The organism is Synechococcus sp. CBW1107, from assembly GCF_015841355.1.
In the GTDB taxonomy this organism is placed as follows: Bacteria; Cyanobacteriota; Cyanobacteriia; order PCC-6307; family Cyanobiaceae; genus Regnicoccus_A.
In genome coordinates this window covers 1,612,832-1,629,989 of the sequence record NZ_CP064908.1, presented here as the reverse complement: position 1 = coordinate 1,629,989, position 17,158 = coordinate 1,612,832, and the positions used below count along the sequence as shown (strand labels likewise).

Annotated in this window: 18 protein-coding genes; 6 read left to right on the top strand and 12 right to left on the bottom strand. The window is 68.6% G+C overall.

All coding sequences use genetic code 11. The features are described from left to right. Positions 1-11 precede the first annotated feature (11 nt). A complete protein-coding gene (gene urtE, locus I1E95_RS08430) occupies positions 12-737 on the top strand; it encodes an urea ABC transporter ATP-binding subunit UrtE (RefSeq protein ID WP_006172925.1) in 726 nt (241 codons plus the stop codon). Between the two features lie 70 nt (positions 738-807). Here the strand turns inward: urtE and I1E95_RS08425 are convergent, their stop codons facing one another. From I1E95_RS08425 to I1E95_RS08390, 8 genes are all read right to left on the bottom strand, one after another. Further along, positions 808-1,080, bottom strand: a complete 273-nt coding sequence (locus tag I1E95_RS08425) for an FmdB family zinc ribbon protein (protein WP_197161173.1) — start codon at positions 1,078-1,080, stop codon at positions 808-810. An 88-nt stretch (positions 1,081-1,168) separates the two neighbouring features. After that, positions 1,169-2,374 carry a formamidase gene (gene fmdA / locus I1E95_RS08420; RefSeq protein WP_037981469.1) on the bottom strand — a complete coding sequence of 402 codons (1,206 nt, stop codon included), beginning with the start codon at positions 2,372-2,374 and terminating at the stop codon, positions 1,169-1,171. A 99-nt stretch (positions 2,375-2,473) separates the two neighbouring features. Continuing rightward, complete coding sequence (locus tag I1E95_RS08415) at positions 2,474-2,971, bottom strand: hypothetical protein (RefSeq protein WP_197161171.1); 498 nt, start codon at positions 2,969-2,971, stop codon at positions 2,474-2,476. A gap of 58 nt (positions 2,972-3,029) precedes the next feature. Beyond that, positions 3,030-3,782 carry an aminotransferase class IV gene (locus tag I1E95_RS08410; protein WP_231594503.1) on the bottom strand — a complete coding sequence of 251 codons (753 nt, stop codon included), beginning with the start codon at positions 3,780-3,782 and terminating at the stop codon, positions 3,030-3,032. Positions 3,783-3,844: 62 nt separating this feature from the next. Further along, positions 3,845-5,179 (bottom strand): anthranilate synthase component I family protein, encoded by a 1,335-nt coding sequence (locus I1E95_RS08405; protein WP_197161168.1) that lies wholly within the window; start codon positions 5,177-5,179, stop codon positions 3,845-3,847. After that, positions 5,176-5,844: a 7-cyano-7-deazaguanine synthase QueC gene (gene queC, locus I1E95_RS08400; RefSeq protein ID WP_197167291.1), complete on the bottom strand. Its 669-nt coding sequence runs from the start codon at positions 5,842-5,844 to the stop codon at positions 5,176-5,178. The genes I1E95_RS08405 and queC overlap by 4 nt, the downstream gene beginning before the upstream one ends. 102 nt (positions 5,845-5,946) lie before the next feature. Beyond that, complete coding sequence (locus tag I1E95_RS08395) at positions 5,947-7,956, bottom strand: phosphotransferase (RefSeq protein ID WP_197161165.1); 2,010 nt, start codon at positions 7,954-7,956, stop codon at positions 5,947-5,949. After that, positions 7,956-8,981: a cysteine synthase A gene (locus tag I1E95_RS08390; protein ID WP_197161146.1), complete on the bottom strand. Its 1,026-nt coding sequence runs from the start codon at positions 8,979-8,981 to the stop codon at positions 7,956-7,958. The genes I1E95_RS08395 and I1E95_RS08390 overlap by 1 nt, the downstream gene beginning before the upstream one ends. A gap of 101 nt (positions 8,982-9,082) precedes the next feature. Here I1E95_RS08390 and egtB point away from each other — a divergent pair, with 101 nt between their 5' ends. From egtB to I1E95_RS08365, 5 genes are all read left to right on the top strand, one after another. Continuing rightward, positions 9,083-10,306 (top strand): ergothioneine biosynthesis protein EgtB, encoded by a 1,224-nt coding sequence (gene egtB / locus I1E95_RS08385; RefSeq protein WP_197161143.1) that lies wholly within the window; start codon positions 9,083-9,085, stop codon positions 10,304-10,306. Between the two features lie 71 nt (positions 10,307-10,377). Beyond that, a complete protein-coding gene (gene egtD / locus I1E95_RS08380) occupies positions 10,378-11,352 on the top strand; it encodes an L-histidine N(alpha)-methyltransferase (RefSeq protein WP_197167282.1) in 975 nt (324 codons plus the stop codon). Positions 11,353-11,373: 21 nt separating this feature from the next. Further along, positions 11,374-11,598 (top strand): hercynine metabolism small protein, encoded by a 225-nt coding sequence (locus I1E95_RS08375; RefSeq protein ID WP_197161140.1) that lies wholly within the window; start codon positions 11,374-11,376, stop codon positions 11,596-11,598. Between the two features lie 25 nt (positions 11,599-11,623). Further along, complete coding sequence (locus I1E95_RS08370; RefSeq protein WP_197161137.1) at positions 11,624-12,163, top strand: hercynine metabolism protein; 540 nt, start codon at positions 11,624-11,626, stop codon at positions 12,161-12,163. A gap of 15 nt (positions 12,164-12,178) precedes the next feature. Further along, complete coding sequence (locus I1E95_RS08365) at positions 12,179-12,979, top strand: YdcF family protein (protein ID WP_197161134.1); 801 nt, start codon at positions 12,179-12,181, stop codon at positions 12,977-12,979. Between the two features lie 36 nt (positions 12,980-13,015). On the opposite strand, the gene I1E95_RS08360 is transcribed toward I1E95_RS08365, so the two are convergent. From I1E95_RS08360 to I1E95_RS08345, 4 genes are all read right to left on the bottom strand, one after another. Next, on the bottom strand, positions 13,016-13,279 hold the full coding sequence (locus tag I1E95_RS08360; RefSeq protein WP_048016474.1) for a hypothetical protein: 264 nt from the start codon (positions 13,277-13,279) through the stop codon (positions 13,016-13,018). A gap of 47 nt (positions 13,280-13,326) precedes the next feature. After that, the gene (gene lysS, locus I1E95_RS08355) at positions 13,327-14,847 is read right to left on the bottom strand and encodes a lysine--tRNA ligase (protein ID WP_197161131.1); all 1,521 of its coding nucleotides are present in this window, start codon (positions 14,845-14,847) and stop codon (positions 13,327-13,329) included. A 46-nt stretch (positions 14,848-14,893) separates the two neighbouring features. Then, positions 14,894-15,700: a response regulator transcription factor RpaB gene (gene rpaB / locus I1E95_RS08350; RefSeq protein WP_304623238.1), complete on the bottom strand. Its 807-nt coding sequence runs from the start codon at positions 15,698-15,700 to the stop codon at positions 14,894-14,896. Between the two features lie 131 nt (positions 15,701-15,831). Further along, on the bottom strand, positions 15,832-17,157 hold the full coding sequence (locus I1E95_RS08345; protein ID WP_197161128.1) for a sugar ABC transporter substrate-binding protein: 1,326 nt from the start codon (positions 17,155-17,157) through the stop codon (positions 15,832-15,834). Position 17,158: the final 1 nt, after the last annotated feature.

Genomic DNA, 17,158 nt, shown 5'->3' with positions numbered 1-17,158 from the left:
CCACCGCCCCCATGTCTACCACCAGCGAAAAACCCCTGCTCCAGGTCAACGGTCTGAATGTGTATTACGGAGAAAGCCATATTCTCCGCAACGTGGACCTGAGCATCCATGAAGGGAAAATGGTCTGCCTGATCGGTCGCAACGGCGTCGGCAAAACCACGTTTCTCAAGACCATCATCGGACTGCTGCAGCAGCGTTCGGGCACCATCGAATACGGCAGCGGTCAACTGTCCAGCCAGCCTCCCTACCGGAGAGCTCGTGCAGGCATCGGCTATGTCTCCCAGGGCCGGGACATCATTCCCCAGGTTTCGGTCAAGGAGAATCTCCTGCTGGGCATGGAGGCCCTTCCCGGAGGGCTCGAGAAGAACCGCCACATCGATCCTCTGATCTTCGATCTGTTTCCGATTCTCGAGAAGTTCCTCAAGCGCAAGGGTGGCGACCTCAGTGGCGGTCAGCAGCAGCAGCTGGCCATCGCCCGAGCTCTGCTGGGCAAGCCGAAACTGCTGCTGCTGGATGAACCGACCGAAGGGATTCAGCCTTCGATCATCCTCGACATCGAGCACGCCGTTCAGCGAATCATGAAGGAGACCGGCATCAGCGTGCTGCTGGTGGAGCAGCATCTTCACTTCGTGCGCCAGTCCGATTTCTATTACGCCATGCAGCGTGGAGGCATTGTGGCCAGTGGCAAGACGGATCAGCTCTCCGACGAGGTGATCAAGGAGTTCCTGACGGTCTGATCGAACGCGCCTGGGCGTTGGCTCCCAGCAGGAGTCAACGCCCAGGTCGGAGCACTCACTGTCGTGAGTGTCAGCAGCCTCGATTCAGCATCCAGGGGCGGGTGCTGCTCTGCTTCAGCCGGGGCTTTCCTGCCGGGGGAGTGGCCTGCTTGCGCACCAGTCGCGGTTCCGACTGCTCCTGTTTCAGCCGCAGGGGCCCGGTGAGGGACATCACCGGTGTGAACACGCGCTTGCCCTCTGCCTCACAGGCGGGACAGTTGGTGTTGCTCTGGCGCTCATCGATGCTGCGCCAGACTTCAAAGTTTTCACAACCGTTGGTGCAGCTGAATTCGTAGACAGGCATGGCGGGCGGAAGATGAGATCGTTCAAAAAATGATCAGCACAACAGAAAGGGGGCCTGATGCTCAGGCCCCCCGTTCCACAGTTACTGATCAGCAGGGCAGGATATCCTGGTCAAAGATCGAAGTTGGTATGGCCAGGGTGCAACAGGCATTGGGGATATCGACAATGCCGCTGATTCGCCCCTCGACCGGTGCACAGCTCAGCAGCAGATAGGCCTGCTCGCCCGTGTAGCCGAACTTCTTGAGATATTCGATCGCATTGAGGCAGGCACGACGATAGGCGATATGTACATCCATGTAGTACTGCTTGCCTTCGAACTCATCAACCGAGATCCCCTCAAACACGAGGTAATCAGTGAAATGAGGTTCGACGGGGCTGGTCTTGAACATGGGATTGACCATCCCATACTTCTCCATGCCACCCTTGATGATCTCCACGTGCAGATCGAGGTAGCCAGACATCTCGATGGCGCCGCAGAAGGAGATTTCACCATCCCCCTGGGAGAAGTGGATGTCTCCCATCGAGAGCTTGGCTCCTTCCACGTAGACGGGGAAGTAGATCTTGGTTCCTTTGGTGAGATTCTTGATGTCGCAGTTGCCGCCATGCTCCCGGGGAGGCACCGTGCGGGCCGCCTCATTGGCCACCCGCTCGAACTCCGAGCTGGGCAGGGTTCCGAGGATGGCGCTGTTGGGATTGGGAAGAGCCGCCAGCACCGGCTCACTGCCCGAGAGACCGGCGCCATAGGTGCGGCGGTCGGGGGCGGTGTTCACCAGCTCGGTTTCACGCCGGTTCCACTCCCTCAGCAGCTCATGGGAGGGGGCGCAGCCGATCAGGCCGGGGTGGGTGATGCCAGCGAAACGCACGCCGGGGATGTGCCTGGAGCTGGTGTAGATCCCTTCGAAATCCCAGATGGCCTTGGCCGCCTTGGGGTAGTGATCGGTGAGGAAGCCGCCTCCGTTTTCCTTGGCGAAAATGCCCGTGAAGCCCCATTCATCTCCCTGCAGGGCACCGACATCGAGAATATCGACCACCAGGATGTCGCCGGGCTGGGCACCATTCACCCAGATCGGCCCACTCAGGACATGGACAACCTCGAGATTGACATCGGCGATGTCCTGCGGATCATCGTTGTCCTTGATCTGGCCATCGGTCCAGTCCTTGCATTCGATCCTGAACACATCACCCGGATTGACTGAAACCACTGCCGGGATGTCGGGATGCCAGCGGTTGTGGCCCGGCATCTCCTGCTGGTCCATCGTCTTGGTGAGATCAACCTTGAACAGTGTTTTCGGCATCGAAAGGAGGGGTTCGTTGCGGTTTTCGCCCACATCCAACGCGAGCCCTCCAGGAGGAACAGTGTCATCGGCTACTGGACCCCGCGCTCAGCGGCCCTGTCACTGGCGTGCCGTGCTGTCATCGAAATCACCGCGGCGGCAGAGGTTGTCCCTGAGGCGCGCCGTCCAGGCCTGAGGCTTTAGGCCGCCACTGGCCTCGATCCGCCCATCAAAGTGATACAGAATCTGCCAGCGACTCTTGCCGCTCAGCTGAGCGGCCTCGGCAACGTCCGAGATGGGGTAGCCATAGACGTTGTCGTAGGCGGGCCAGCCGGGTGTGTCCTTGATGCTGCAGACGGCATTGAGCGCATGCAGGCGTCCGTCCGCCGGCTGGCCAGGCCCATGCAGGCGCACGGCTCCCTTGTAGAGGCCGTTGGACACCCCCGGCTTGAAGGTCTGGGCCAGCTCGACCCGGGTCCCCTCGACCTCCACCAGCGCATCGCCAAGCCGGGCGTTCTGAACGGCCACCTCCTTCGGCCCGCCGCAGGCCGAAAGCCCCGCCAGCAGGAACGCCAACCCCGGGATCACCGCTGCAGCCCCGACCCTCACGCTGTTCATCCGCTGATGACCCGACGCTATGACAGGTGCCTTCGGTGACGGACCCTGGACCAGTCGATCAGTCGTCCGCAAGCAAGCGACGCCAGAAGTGCTCCGGCTCGGGCCAGGTGGAGACCACCTCCCCCTCCAGGGACCGGATCGGCCGGCAACCGAGGCTGTTGATGAGCAGAGCACCGTGCCGCAGCTGGGAGGCCTCGATCGGCGCCGGAGCCTCCTGGGCCAGCCCCAGGGCCAAAGCTCTGGCCCGCATCACGCCGGGAAGGCAGCCGCTGGCCTGCGGCGGTGTCCACCACCCCCCGGAGTGACGCACCAGCAGGTTGGCGCAGGTGCCGCAGCAGAGCCCCCCGGCCGTGCTCAGCAGCAGCGCCTCCTGCTGACCCGCCCGTCGGGCCTCCAGTCTGGCCAGCACCGAAGCGCCATAGGCGAAGGTCTTGCAGGAACTCAGGCGGCTGGCGGCATTGCGCCGCTCGAGCCGGCTCACCATCACGGACACCGAGCTGAAATCAGGCCAGGCGGGGCTGAGCTGCAACCAGAAGCGTGCAGGTCCCGCGGAGGGTTCGAGGCCCCGGGCACCATCGCCCCGGCTCCAGTTGAGGCGCAGGGCCCCGCAGGCGATGCCGCTGCGATCGATCGCCTCGCGGGCCAGCAGCGCCACCCGCTCCAGCGGCGGTGGGGGCTCAAGACCCAGCACCTCCGCCCCGCAGCGCCAGCGCTGATGGTGCTGGGCCAGCAACCGGGGGCGCCCCCCCTCCACCAGCACGGTTTCGAACAGCCCATCGGCCAGACTCAGGCCCCGATCCGAGAGCGGCACCGCCAGGCTGCCCGGTTTACCCCAGCGGCCTCCGTCCGGTCCATCGATCCAGGCGATCGCGTTCAGGCCAGGGCCTCCAGCAGGGGATCCAGTTTCCAGGCCAGTTCCTCAGCCTCGGCGGCGGGGCTGGAATCGGCCACGATGCCGCAGCCGGCATGGGCGCGCAGGCGCCGGCCCCTGAGCATCAGGCTGCGGATGAGGATGTTGCTGTCGAAGCGGCCGTCGGCCTCGAGCAGGAACAGGGATCCGCAGTAGGGCCCCCGGGGCACGGGCTCCAGGGCACCCAGGCGCTGGCAGGCGCGCACCTTCGGGGCCCCGGTGATCGACCCGCCCGGCCAGCAGGCCCGCAGCAGGTCCACCAGATCGGCCTCGGGGCGCAGGGATCCCTCCACCACGGAGGTGAGGTGGTGCACCTGGCGGTAACTCTCCAGCCCCAGCAGCTGAGGCACCCCGATCGAGCCGCTGCGGCAGACCCGGCCGAGATCATTGCGCAGCAGATCGACGATCATCACGTTCTCGGCCCGGTCCTTGGCGCTGGTGATCAGGTCGGCAGCGGCGGCGGCATCGGCGGCGGCGGCGGTGTGACGGGGCCGGGTGCCCTTGATCGGACGGGTCTCCACCTGGCCATCCTCCTCCAGACGCAGAAAGCGTTCCGGCGACGCGGAGAGCACGGCCTCACCGTCCTCGCCGAGCGAGGCGATCGCCACTCCACCGAAGGGCGCCGGGCAGTGGCGCCTGAGCCGGCCGTAGAGCTCCAGGGGTGAGACCGGCTGTGGCAGCAGCAGTTCGCGGCAGGCGGTGAGATTGGCCTGGAACAGATCCCCCGCGGCGATCCACTCCCGCAGGGCCGTCACCTGGTGGGCGAAGGCCTCCGGGGTGGTGTGCCAGTGCCAGTGGCCGGGCGGCAGACCCGGGGCCGGCGGCGCTGCGGCCTCCGCCGTTCCTGGGTCTTCAGGGCCTGATCCGATCAAGGCCGCCAGGTCCCGCAGCCGCCCCGGGTCGTCCCCCTCCAGCCAGAGACGCCGTTCCTGCAGATCGAAGCGGAGCAGGGGGTCGTAGCGAGCGGCCCAGAGGGTGGCTGTGTCCGGCGAGCGCCAGTGGGATCCCGGCTCCACCCAGGCTCCCGCCTCATAGCCCAGCCAGCCCAGCCAGGCCCCACCCGTCCCCAGGACACGCCGCAGGGCCGCGAAGGGATCGCCGGCTCCGGACTCAGCCGGCAGGCCCCGGCACTCCACCTGCTCCAGGGGGGCCAGGGCCAGGGTCGAGGTGCGTCCCAGGGCCGTTCCATCCCCATCCAGCCAGACCAGCCCCTCCAGCCCGTAGTGCTGCGCCAGCCGGTTCACCAGGGGCCAGGGTTCCCGCCACGGCAGGGGGCGGATCAAAGGCTCCCGGCTCATCCAGGTCCGTGGCTGGCCAGCTCGGGATGCCCCGCGTCCCGCAGAGCGGCATCGCGGATGCGACAGCTGTCGCAGCGGCCGCAGGGGACAGTCCCGCCGGCATAACAGCTCCACGTGCTCTCGATCGGCAACCGCAGACGCAGGGCCTCCTCAACGATCCGTGTCTTGCTCCAGCTCAGCAGCGGTGCCCAGAGCCGGGCCCCGTGTCCTTCCCGGCCGGCCTTGCTGGCCAGATCCGCCAGGCTCTGAAACGCGGCGAGGTAGTCGGGACGGCAATCGGGATAACCCGAATAATCCACCGCATTCACCCCCAGCACGAGGCGGGAGGCCCCCCGGGCCTCGGCCAGGCTGAGCCCGAGAGCGATGAACACCGTGTTCCTGCCCGGCACATAGGTGGGAGGGATCACCCCCTCCACCGCCCCTGCGCCGGGCAGGGCGATGCCAGGGTCGGTGAGGGCCGAGCCACCCCAGGCAGCCAGGTTGACGGCGATGGTGTGGTGCTCGATCAGGCCGAGTGCAGACGCCAGCTGGGCGGCAGCCTCCAGCTCCCTGCGGTGACGCTGACCGTAATCGAACGACAGACCGATCAGCCGGTAGCCCGCCTCGATCGCCAGGGCCGCGGCCGTGGCCGAATCAAGCCCGCCGGAGATCAGTGCCACGGCCAGCGGTGCCGGGGACGCTGGATCCGGAGCCGCCGGAACGGATGGCTGGGGAATGGCGCCGATCAACGCTGAGCAGGGGCTTGGGAATCCATTGTGAAGCTCTGATCAGCGGGTCTGGGGCGAGTCGCTCTCCGGGGGGGGAGGTGTCAGCGGCTGGGACGGGCGGCGCTGGTCGGGCTCAGGGGTGGCGGGAGCGGAAGGCTGCTGGCGCGAGGGTGACTCCTCGGGTGGGCTCTCCGGCTGGGGGCGCTCAGCGGGCTCAGGCGGGCTCGGCACAGGCGGGGGAGGGTCGGCCCGCAGCGACAGGGTGATGAAGGCCGGGGCCACGCCTTCATTGCTGATCAGCAGCTGGGCCTGATTCCCGGGCACAACCCCCAGACTCACCACCCGCAGGGGACCCTTGGGCTCGAGCAGATTCCCCTGGGCGTCGAAGACGCTCATCTGCATCAGCGGTGAGCCATTCACCCCCAGCACTAGCTGGTGGCCCCTGGGGATGCGGATCGGGAAGACCCGGGCGCCGTTGGCCTCCAGTTCCGCCGACTGCACCCGGGCCTGACCGGGAGTGGCCAGGATCGGTTCGACCCGGAGGCTTTCCAGGGTCTGCTGGGCGGCGGCATACCAGAGCTGGCGGAAGGGCTCGGGTGGGATGTCCATGCTCGATCGGCCGGGCAGAAGGGCCTGGGCGTTGCCGGAAACCAGCTGGCGGAGCACCGGGGCGCTCAGCCCCTGGGCGGCAAGACGCCGCTGCTGGCCCTCCCAGTCGGAGGCGCTGAAACTGCCGAGCTTGCGGCGCACGGCGATCGGCAGCTGCTCCACCCGGGCCAGCCACTCCTCCGCCAGCTCATTCCAGACCTTGCGCAGGGGGGCATCCTCCAGCGCATCACTGGGCAGTCGCCCTCCCCGCTCCGGAAACTGGGCCATCAGGTTGGCGTCCACCAGGTTGAGGAACCAGCCACGGTCGACCTGCAGGGCCCTCAGCCGGTTGAGCAACTCCTGGCGCTGGTCCACCTCACCGGGCGGCAGGCTGGCGGTGAGGGGGCGCTGGGGGGCTTCCCTGACCTCCTCGCTGGGGGCCTTGCCGCGGCCGAGCAGCCACCAGCCGAGGCTGATGCCGACCACGGCCGAGAACACCAGCGCCATCACCACCGGCCAGAGACGGCCTTCCACGGCCTCGTCCTTGACCTGCTGGCGGCTGCGCAGAACAGCGACAGGCGGCGTGGGAGCCGGAGCGCGGGGAGGCTCAACTGGCGGCGGCACAGACGGTGGCACCAGGGCAACGGTGCGGTCGGCCCGGGCCACGGGGCCGAGGCTCTCGGGCATCGGCAGCTGCTGGAAGGCCTCCAGTGCCTGGGACGCCGTGGCGAAGCGCTGATCGGGATCGGAGCTCAGCAAACGCTCCAGCTGGTCCCGCAGGGCCGGATCAAGCTGGTCGGCGGACGGCCAGCTCCAGGCGAGGGTGCTGGGATCGAGCAGGGCCGCCGGCTCATCCCCGCTGAGCAGCACCAGCGCCACGACCCCCAGGGAATGCAGATCCATCCAGGGCTGCACGGGTTCGCCGCGGCCCAGCTCCGCCGGCGCATAGCCGGGCGTGGCCCCGCCGGCGGGAGCCTCGATCGAACCGTCGCGCACCAGGCCGAAATCGAGCAGCACCGGCAGGCCGTCGCGGTCACGGCGCAGCAGATTGGCCGGACAGAGATCGCCATGGACCAGGTCCTGGCCATGCAGGGCCGCCAGCACCGGCAGCAGCTGCCGCACCAGCAGCAGCACCTCCCCCGCCCCGAAGACCAGCTGACGCTCGCGCCGCGCCTCCAGCAGCTCCCTGTAGGTGGGTCCCCCCTGCCACTCGCGCACCAACCAGAGCTCATCCCCCCGAGGAATGGCTTCACCGATGCGGGGGATCTGGGGATGGAGCACCCCCTGCAGGCGGCTCCAGAGCTGCCGCCAGTGCTCCTGGTCCTGCTCGGGGCCCAGCTGGCGCAGGGCCATCAGCGCCCCGCCCGCCAGCTGATCGCTGGCGCGCCAGAGCACCCCCTGGGGGCTGCGGCTGAGCTCCGCCTCCAGGCGGTAGCGATCCGCGATCAGCAGACCTGGCTCGGCGGTTTGAGCGGGATCCATCAGGCCGGAACCCGCTCTCGGCGGGGCTGGCTCAGTCCGCGGGAGGCCAGCCAGTCGGCATCGTAGAGGCGGGAGCGGTAGCGATCACCGCTGTCGCAGAGCACGGTGACGATCGTGTGGCCGGGCCCGAGCCGGCGGGCCGTTTCCACCGCCGCCGCCACGTTGATGCCCACCGAGCCGCCCATGAACAGCCCTTCCCGCCAGAGCAACTGGTAGATGGTCTCGAGGGCGCTCTGGTCGTCGATGCGCACCGCATCGTCGATCGGTGCCCCCTCGAGGTTGGCGGTGACGCGGCTGTTGCCGATGCCCTCGGTGATCGAGCTGCCCTCGGCCTTCAGCCCAGCGCCGGTGGCCCAGGCATGGAGGGCGCTGCCGTGGGGATCGGCCAGCACGCAGCGCACCCGCTCGGAGCGCTCCTTCAGGAACAGGGCCACGCCGGCATAGGTGCCGCCGGTGCCGGTGGCCGACACCCAGGCGTCGATGCGGCCGCCGGTCTGCTCCCAGATCTCAGGGCCGGTGCTGGCGTAGTGGGCGCGGCGGTTGGCCAGGTTGTCGAACTGATTGGCCCAGATGGCACCCGGGATTTCGGCGGCGATGCGGCCCGAGAGCTTCACGTAGTTGTTGGGGTCGCGGTAGGGCACCGCCGGGACGGTGCGCACCTCCGCGCCAAGGCTGCGCAGCAGCCCGATCTTCTCAGCCGACTGGGTGTCGGGGATGACGATCAAGCTGCGGTAGCCGCGGGCATTGCAGAGGTGGGTGAGGCCGATGCCGGTGTTGCCGGCCGTGCCTTCGACCACGGTGCCGCCCGGTTGCAGAGCTCCCGACTCCTCCGCTTCCAGCAGGATGCCGAGGGCAGCGCGGTCTTTGACGGAGCCCCCGGGGTTCATGAACTCCGCCTTGCCGAGGATCTCGCAGCCGGTCAGATCGCTGAGCAGGCGCAGACGAATCAGGGGGGTGTTGCCGACGGCTTCGACAAAACCCTGGCTGATGCCTGCCTGGGTGCAGGATCCCTGGCGGATGCCCATGGCGGCGGCTTTGTCGCAACGGTGGTCTGTGGCCGATCGTAAGGGGGTCAGCCGCGACCGCCGATCCCCACTAGGCTCCACCCCAGCTCGCTTCCCATGCCATGGCTTCCGCGGCTCCAAGCGCGGCCCTGCTGGAGCGGCTGGGGACGATCCGCCGCCGCAGCGAAGAGCTGGTGGCCGATCTGGAGCCTGAAGACCTCTGCCTGCAGGGCATGGCCGACGCCAGCCCGCCCAAGTGGCATCTCGGCCACACCACCTGGTTCTTCGAGACCTTCCTGCTCCAACCCCACTTGCCCGGCTATGAGCCCGCCGACAGCCGCTGGGGCTTTCTGTTCAATTCCTATTACGACGCGATCGGCGAGCGCCACCCCCGCCCCCAGCGGGGCCTGCTCTCCCGTCCACCGATGCGTGAGGTGATGGCCTGGCGGCGGCGGGTGGATGCCGGACTGAAGGATCTGCTGGAGCGGCTGGTCCGGCAACCCCAGGCCACGGCGGAGCCTGTGCTGGAGCTGCTGGAGCTGGGGCTGCAGCACGAACAGCAGCACCAGGAGCTGCTGCTGATGGATCTGCTCGACGGCTTCAGCCGTAACCCCCTGGAGCCCGCCTACCGCCAACCCGGCGGGCTCCAGGTCGAGGCGGCGGAGCCGCTGGAGTGGATCGAGCACCCGGGCGGCCTGGTGGAGATCGGCGCGGGCCCCGAGGACGGCTTCCACTTCGACAACGAGGCGCCACGGCACCGGCACTGGCTGGAGCCCCATGCGATCGCCAGCCGGCTCGTGCGCAACGGCGAATTCGCGGCCTTCATCGCCGCGGGGGGCTACCGCCGGCCCGAGCTCTGGATGAGCGAAGGCTGGGCCCTGGTGCAGGAGCGCGGCTGGCGGGCGCCTCGCTACTGGCGCGGCTCGGAACGCGACGGCTGGAGCTGGGAATTCAGCCTGGAAGGGAGGCGTCCCCTGCGTCCGGAAGGGCCGGTGCGGCATGTGAGCTGGTTCGAGGCCGAGGCCTACGCCCGCTGGGCTGGTGCCCGCCTGCCCACGGAAGCCGAGTGGGAATCCGCCTCCCGGGGCGGCCACCCCGCCCTGCGGGAGCTGGAGGGTCAGGTCTGGCAGTGGACGGCCAGCGCCTACCGTCCCTATCCGGGCTTCACGCCAGCCGCCGGCGCGGTGGGTGAATACAACGGCAAATTCATGAGTTCCCAGATGGTGCTGCGCGGCGGCAGCGACTTCACCCCTCCCGGTCACGGCCGCCACTCCTACCGCAACTTCTTCCCGCCCGCCAGCCGCTGGGTGGCCAGTGGTCTCCGCCTGGCCCAGGAGCGGCGATGAGCAGTCAGCCAGGCCTCAGGCCCAGGCTGGTGACACAGGTCGCCCAGCCGCCGCCGGAGCCTGCCATCACCATGCTCGATCTGCATCCGGCCCCGGCCGACATGGCCCGGCTGGTGATCGAGGGGCTGAGCCGCACACCCAAGCAACTGCCTGCCTGGTTCCTGTACGACAACGAGGGCTCACGCCTCTTCGACGCCATCTGCGAACAGCCGGAATACGGTCTCACCCGCACCGAAACCACCCTGCTCAACCGCCACGCCCCCTCGATGGCCGCGGCCATGGGGGAGGGTGTGCTGGTCGAGTTCGGCGCCGGCAGCGCCCGCAAGGTGTCGCCGCTGCTGGAAGCCCTGGCCCCGCCAGCCTATGTGGCCCTCGACATCAGCGCCGAGCATCTGCAGCAGGCCTGCCGCAACCTGCAGCAACGCCACCCCACGATCCCGGTGCTGGGCATCTGCTGCGACTACAGCCAGCTCAGGGAGCTGCCGGAGCACACCCTGCTGGAAGGGCGGCGGCGGCTCGGCTTCTACCCCGGCAGTTCCCTGGGCAACTTCGATCCCGGCGAAGCCGTGACCCTGCTGGGCCAGTTCGCCCGCCTGCTGGGAGGCGATGGGCGACTGCTGATCGGAATCGACCAGCCACGCTCGCCGGCGGTGCTGGAAGCGGCCTACAACGACCGGGCCGGCCACTCCGCCGCCTTCGCCCGCAACCTGCTGGTGCGGCTCAACAGGGAGCTCGCGGGCAGCTTCGATCCCGGCAGCTTCCGCTATGAGGCCCACTGGGAGAACGAGGAGTCCCGCATCGCCATGGCCCTCGTGAGCGAACGGGACCAGCAGGTGAGCCTCCATGGACGCCGCTGGTGGTTCGCCGCCGGCGAGGCCCTGATCACCGAGTACAGCCACAAGTACAGCCCGGAGGCGTTCACGGCCCTGGCGGCGGCGGCGGGCTGGCAGGCGCTGGAGCGCTGGAGCGCCGACGATGGCAGCTTCAGCCTGCACCTGCTGCAACCGGCTTCAGCGGGAAGCGCACCAGGCAGACTCAGCATCTGATCAGCAGGGAGAGGACCGACGATGAGCAGGGACGACCAGCGTCGGGCCATGCGCGAGACCCGAGAAGGACTGATCGAGCAACTGGAGCAGCTCTACCGCGAGGCTTTCGATCGCATCGGTGAGCAGGATCTCGGCGAGGGGGCCATCGCCCGCCTCACCCAGCTGCTGCTGCGCTCCCGCGAAGCGGCGATCAGCCCCCTGGAGGAAGAGATCGAGGCGCCCCTGATCACCCGCGCCCCGGAGTGAATCCTCCCCTGACCGAGACACGCCCATGAGCAGCAGCTGGTTCGAGAAACTGGAGTCGCAGCTGGAGCAGCAGCTGGAGGCGTTCCTCGGCAGCCATCCGGGCCAACAGGAGCTGCTGGAGCTGGAGGAGCTGCTGGAGCGCCAGCGGCGCCTGCGCCGGCGGCGCCTGCAGATCCAGGCCCAGGCGGAGCAGCTGCGTCAGGCCCTGCTGCAGATAGCCGGCGAGATCACCCAGTGGCAGGAGCGGGTGCGGCGGGCACGGGCCGCCGGTGCCCAGGAGCTGGCGGCCCGCGCCGAAGCCCATCAGGGTCAGCTGATGGGGCAGGGGCGCGACCGCTGGCAGCAGCTGGGAGAGCTCGGCAAGGAGTTCGCCCGGGTGGAGCAGGAGTTGCAGGAGCTGGAGCAGCGCCAACAGGCCCGGCCCAGGCCCTCCGGCCAGCCCGCCACAGAACCGGTGGCCGGACCGGCCACCACCGGTCCCGACCTGGAACGCGCCTGGGCCGATTTCGAGTCACGCCAGGAGCTGGAGGACCTGCGCCGCCGCACCAGACCCTCCGGCCCCTGAGCGGGGATCCGTCACGTGGGTTTTCTGTTCTCGAAACTGCTGCCGCAACTGCTCTATCCCCTGAGCCTGGGCCTGCTGCTGGCTCTGACCGGCCAGCTGATGCGGCCGCGACGGCGCTGGAGCGGTTCCCTTGGGGGGCTGGGCCTGGCTCTGCTCTGGATCAGCGCCATGCCCCTCACGGCCAGGGAGCTGGTCTGGGGGCTGGAGGACCGCAGCGCGGCCCTGACACCCGCCCCAGTCCCCGTGGGCGACGCCATTGTGGTGCTGGGCGGGGGCCTGCGGGCGGCGTTGCCCCCCAGGACCGGAGTGGAGGTGAACGAGGCCGGCGACCGGCTGCTGAGCGGGATCCGGCTGCTGCGGGAGCAGCGGGCGCCCCTGCTGCTGCTGAGCGGAGGCCGGGTGAGCTTCAGCAGTGGAGACCCGGCGCCGGCCGAAGCCTTGAGCGCCCGCAGCCTGGCGCTGGAGCTCGGGGTGCCCGCGGATCGGCTTCTGCTCAGTGATCAGGCCAGGACCACCGCCGAGGAAGCGAAGGATCTGCGGCGGATCGGCCTGTCCCGCGGCTGGAGGACGGTGCTGCTGGTGACCAGCGCCCTGCACATGCCCAGGGCCCTGGCCAGTTTCCGCCGCCAGAGCGGGTTCGAGGTCGTGCCGGTGGCCTGCGACTACCTGCTGCCGGCCCGTGATCAGCTCGGGACGCCCACCGTCGGATCGGTGATGCTGTCGCTCTGGCCAGACGCCGGTTCCCTGTTGCTGAGCAGCCTGGCGATCAAGGAGCACCTCGGCCTGCTGGTGTACCAGCTCCGGGGCTGGAGCTGAGTTGAACCGAAGGAGCGGCCGAGGGGTGGAACGTGGCTACTTCTTGGGAGCCGGGGGCACAAGGCTCACCCCCTCGGGGGGAGGCGTGGGATCGGGATCGGCGATCAGCATGTGCTGGAGGACGATCTCGGGCCGCTCGCTATCGCGCCAGCGGATCCGATACGCCGGCATCTTGGTGCCACGGCTGGTGGTCTGCTCAACTGGCTCCATCACCCAGCCCCTGCGGGAGCGGCCCTGGGGATTGCGCTTGACCACCGCATCCGCGTGTTTGAAGCGGAAACCGACGCGCTCACCGCTCATGGGCTGGGGGATAGTCCGAGTAGCGTCAATTATCTCATTGCGCCGGTTCAGCCCACCGGCGGCGGCGCTTCCGGCCGCAACAGGGGGAAAGCGATCACGTCCCGGATGCTCGGGCTGTCGGTGAGCAGCATCGCCAGCCGATCGATGCCGATGCCCAGTCCACCGGTGGGGGGCATGCCCACTTCGAGGGCATGAAGGAAGTCTTCGTCGACCCCGTGGGCCTCCAGATCACCCGCCGCGCGGCGCTCCTGCTGGGCTTCCAGCCGCCGGCGCTGGTCGATCGGATCAATCAGCTCACTGAAGGCGTTGGCGGTTTCACGGCCCACGATGAACAGCTCGAAACGCTCCACCAGACCGGGCTTGCTGCGGTGAGCACGGGCGAGGGGGGAGTTCTCCACCGGGTAGTCGGTCACGAAGGTGGGCTGAATCAGCGAGTCCTCCACCCGTTGCTCGAAGGCTTCGATGAGCAGCCGGCCCACGCTGTCGGCCGCCTCCGGCACCTCCAGGCCCACGGCGGCCATGGCGGCGGCGGCCTGCTCGCGACTGCTGAAGCCGTTGAAATCCAGGCCCGTGGCCTGCTCCACCAGCTCATGCATGGTGGCCCGGCGCCAGGGAGGGGTCAGATCGATGGCGGCGCCCTGGTACTCGATGGCCGTGGTGCCGCACACCTGCTGGCAGACCGAGGCGATCAGCTCCTCGGTGAGCGCCATCATGTCGATGTAATCGGCGTAGGCCTGATAGATCTCGACCGTTGTGAACTCAGGGTTGTGGCGGGTGCTCACCCCTTCATTGCGGAAGATGCGGCCCAGTTCATAGACCCGCTCGAAACCACCCACCACCAGGCGCTTGAGGTGCAATTCGGTGGCGATCCGCAGCACCAGGGGCAGATCGAGGGTGTTGTGGTGGGTGGTGAAGGGCCGGGCATCGGCGCCACCGGCCTCGGCGTTGAGGACCGGCGTTTCGATCTCCAGAAACTGGCGCTCATCCAGCCAGCGGCGGATGCCGCTCACCAGCAGGGCCCGGCGCCGGAAGGTCTCACGGGTCTGGGGAGAGACCACCAGATCGAGGTAGCGCTGGCGGTAGCGCTTCTCCACGTCCGCCAGGCCATGCCACTTGTCGGGGAGGGGCTGCAGGGCCTTGGTGAGCATCTGCCAGCCGGTCACCTTCACCGAGAGCTCGCCCCGATCAGTGCGGCGCAGGCTTCCGCTCACGCCGATCCAGTCGCCGGCGTCCACCAGGGTGGTCAGCTGGGTGAAGGCCTCGGGCTCATCCGGGAGGGCGGCCGCCAGGGTGGCCTTCTCGATGAAGAGCTGGATCGGGCCGGTCTCATCGAGCAGAGTGAAGAAGGCCAGCTTGCCCATCACCCGGCGGGTCATCACCCGACCGGCCACCGACACCCGCTCGTCCCGTTCCTGACCGTTGGCCAGATCGGCATGCAGACGCTGCAGCTCGGCGTGACGGTGACTGGGATCGAAGCGCAGGCCATAGGGTCCCTGACCCAGGCCCCTGAGGACCTCGGCCTTCTCCAGTCGGGCCTGCTCCAGGCGGTTGAAGCGCGTCTCCGGCAAGGGGGCGGATCTCAGACGGGAGCCCCATCCTGAAGGACCGAGGGTCTCAGGCCGTGGCCGCAACGGCCGCCTCGGCCATCCGCTGGGAGGCATAACCGGTGCCTCGCACCGTGAGGATCAGCTCGGGGTTGCGTGGATCGGGCTCGAGCTTGCCGCGCAGGCGGGCCACGTAGACATCGACCACGCGCAGGTCGGCGGCACGGCGGGGGGGATACCCCCAGAGCTGCTCGAGGATCTCGGCTCGCGGCACCACCCGGCCGGGATCACGGAAGAGCAGCTCCAGGAGGCTGAATTCGGTGTAGGTGAGGCCGATGCGCTCACCCTCGCGGGTGACCTGGCGGCGATTGGTGTCGACCACCAGATCGCCCACCCGCATCACCCCCTGCCCGGCAGGCACGTTGCGGGGTTCGGCGGCGGCGGAGCCTCTGCCCACCCGCCGCAGGATGGTGGCGATCCGGGCCTCGAGCTCCTTGGGGCTGAACGGTTTGGGCAGATAGTCGTCGGCGCCGAGATCCAGGCCGGCCACCCGTTCAGCGATGGCATCAAGCGCCGAGAGAAAGATGATCGGCACACAGGACTCGGCCCGCAGCCTGCGGCAGACCGCGAAGCCATCCAGCTTGGGCAGCATCACGTCGAGCACCACCAGGTCGGGCTGCTCGTCGTGGAACAGGGCAAGGGCCTGCTCACCATCCTCGGCGCAGACCACCCGGTAACCGGCCAGTTGCAGGCGCATCACCAGAACACGGCGCACCGTGGCCTCGTCGTCGACCACCAGCACGGTGCCACGGGGTTCTGTCGAGGACTCCGGGGAAGACTCACCCTGCCGCTGCTGGGGATCCGCTTCCAGGGGCATCGGAGTCCAGTCATGAAGAAAAGCAACCTTACCTTGTGAGGCAGTTACAGAGCGGCGATCGCCAGGCCTCTCCGCGGGGACTCAGTCAAGACTTAATGATTTATTCACGAAGCCCGGTGGGCAGCCCCCGCTCAGGGCCAGCGGGCTTCGGCATACGCGTTCCAGTCGCGCTCCGCTTCCGCCAGGGCCTGATCGCTCTCGATCTGGCCAAGCATCGCCCGCTGCAGCTGGCGGTAAAGGATCGCCTGCAACCGCTTCACCCCCGGAGTGGCTGGCACCAGCACCCGCGCCCGGCCGAGGGTCTCCGCCGACTGCAACCGCGCCTGCCGCACCAGCCGCTCCTGGGCATCCGCGGGGGTCTGCCGGCGCAATCCCTGCTCGATGCGCTCCAGGGCCTGCCTCGCCGAAGGGAGCACCCGGGCTTCCTCGGCAAAGCGGGCCTGGTTGGCGGCATTGGTGAGGTAGAGGGCAAAGCTGAGCGCCTGCTTCGCCTTCGTGCTCTGGCGTGAGACGGCCAGGTTCATCACCGCCACGTTCGCCAGGCCGTCGGGGCCCGTCAGGGGCGGCCCCGGCCGGGTGACGGCGGCAATGCCGGGGGCATTGGTCTGAATGCTGCGCAGGAACTCGGCGCCGCTGGAGAGCAGGGCCAGTTCACCACTCTGGTAGAGCTCCACGGCCCGGCGGTAGCCCTGGCTCACCACCTCCCGAGGCAGAAGTCCCCGTCTGTAGAGGTCGCTCCAGAACGCAAACGCCCGGCGGCCAGCCGGAGTGTTGAAGGCAGCCCGCTGGCGCCGATCCTGCAGGGTCACCCCCATCTGCACCATCGACTCCAGCAGCTCGGCCGAGTCATCGGGCACCACCGTGACGAACAGGGCGTACTTGCCGGTGCGGCGCCTGACGGCCTCGGCAAAGGCCGGCACCTCCTCCCAGCGGCCGGGGGGCTGGCTATACCCCGCCTGGGTGAGCAGGTCGCTGTTGCTGAGGGAAATCCTCGCCGTGAGGTACCAGGGAATGGCGAACTGCCTGCCGCCCTGGCGGCTGGCCTGCCAGATCAGGGGCAGGTAGGTGGCGGAGGCCCCCGGAGGCAGGAGCGGATCCAGATCCATCAGACCGCCCTTGCTGGCGAGGTTGGCCGCGAACAGCGGATTCAGGTTCACCACATCCGGTGCCGTGCGGGCGAACACCGCCGCCAGCAGCTTGCGCTCCACCGACCCCCAGGGCACATCCGTCCAGCGCACCTTGAGGCCCGGATTCTCCTGTTCCCAGGCGGAGATGACCCCACGCAGGTAGTCGTTGAACTTCGGTGCCAGATCAAGGGTCCAGAACTGCAGTTCCGGTCCGCTGGAGCGACGGACCCCACAGCCGGCCAGCAGGGCGAGCAGGGCGCCGCCCATCAACTCACGCCGGCTCCAGCGTCGTCCGGGATGGAAGGGCCGATTCAGCAAAGGTTTCGTCATC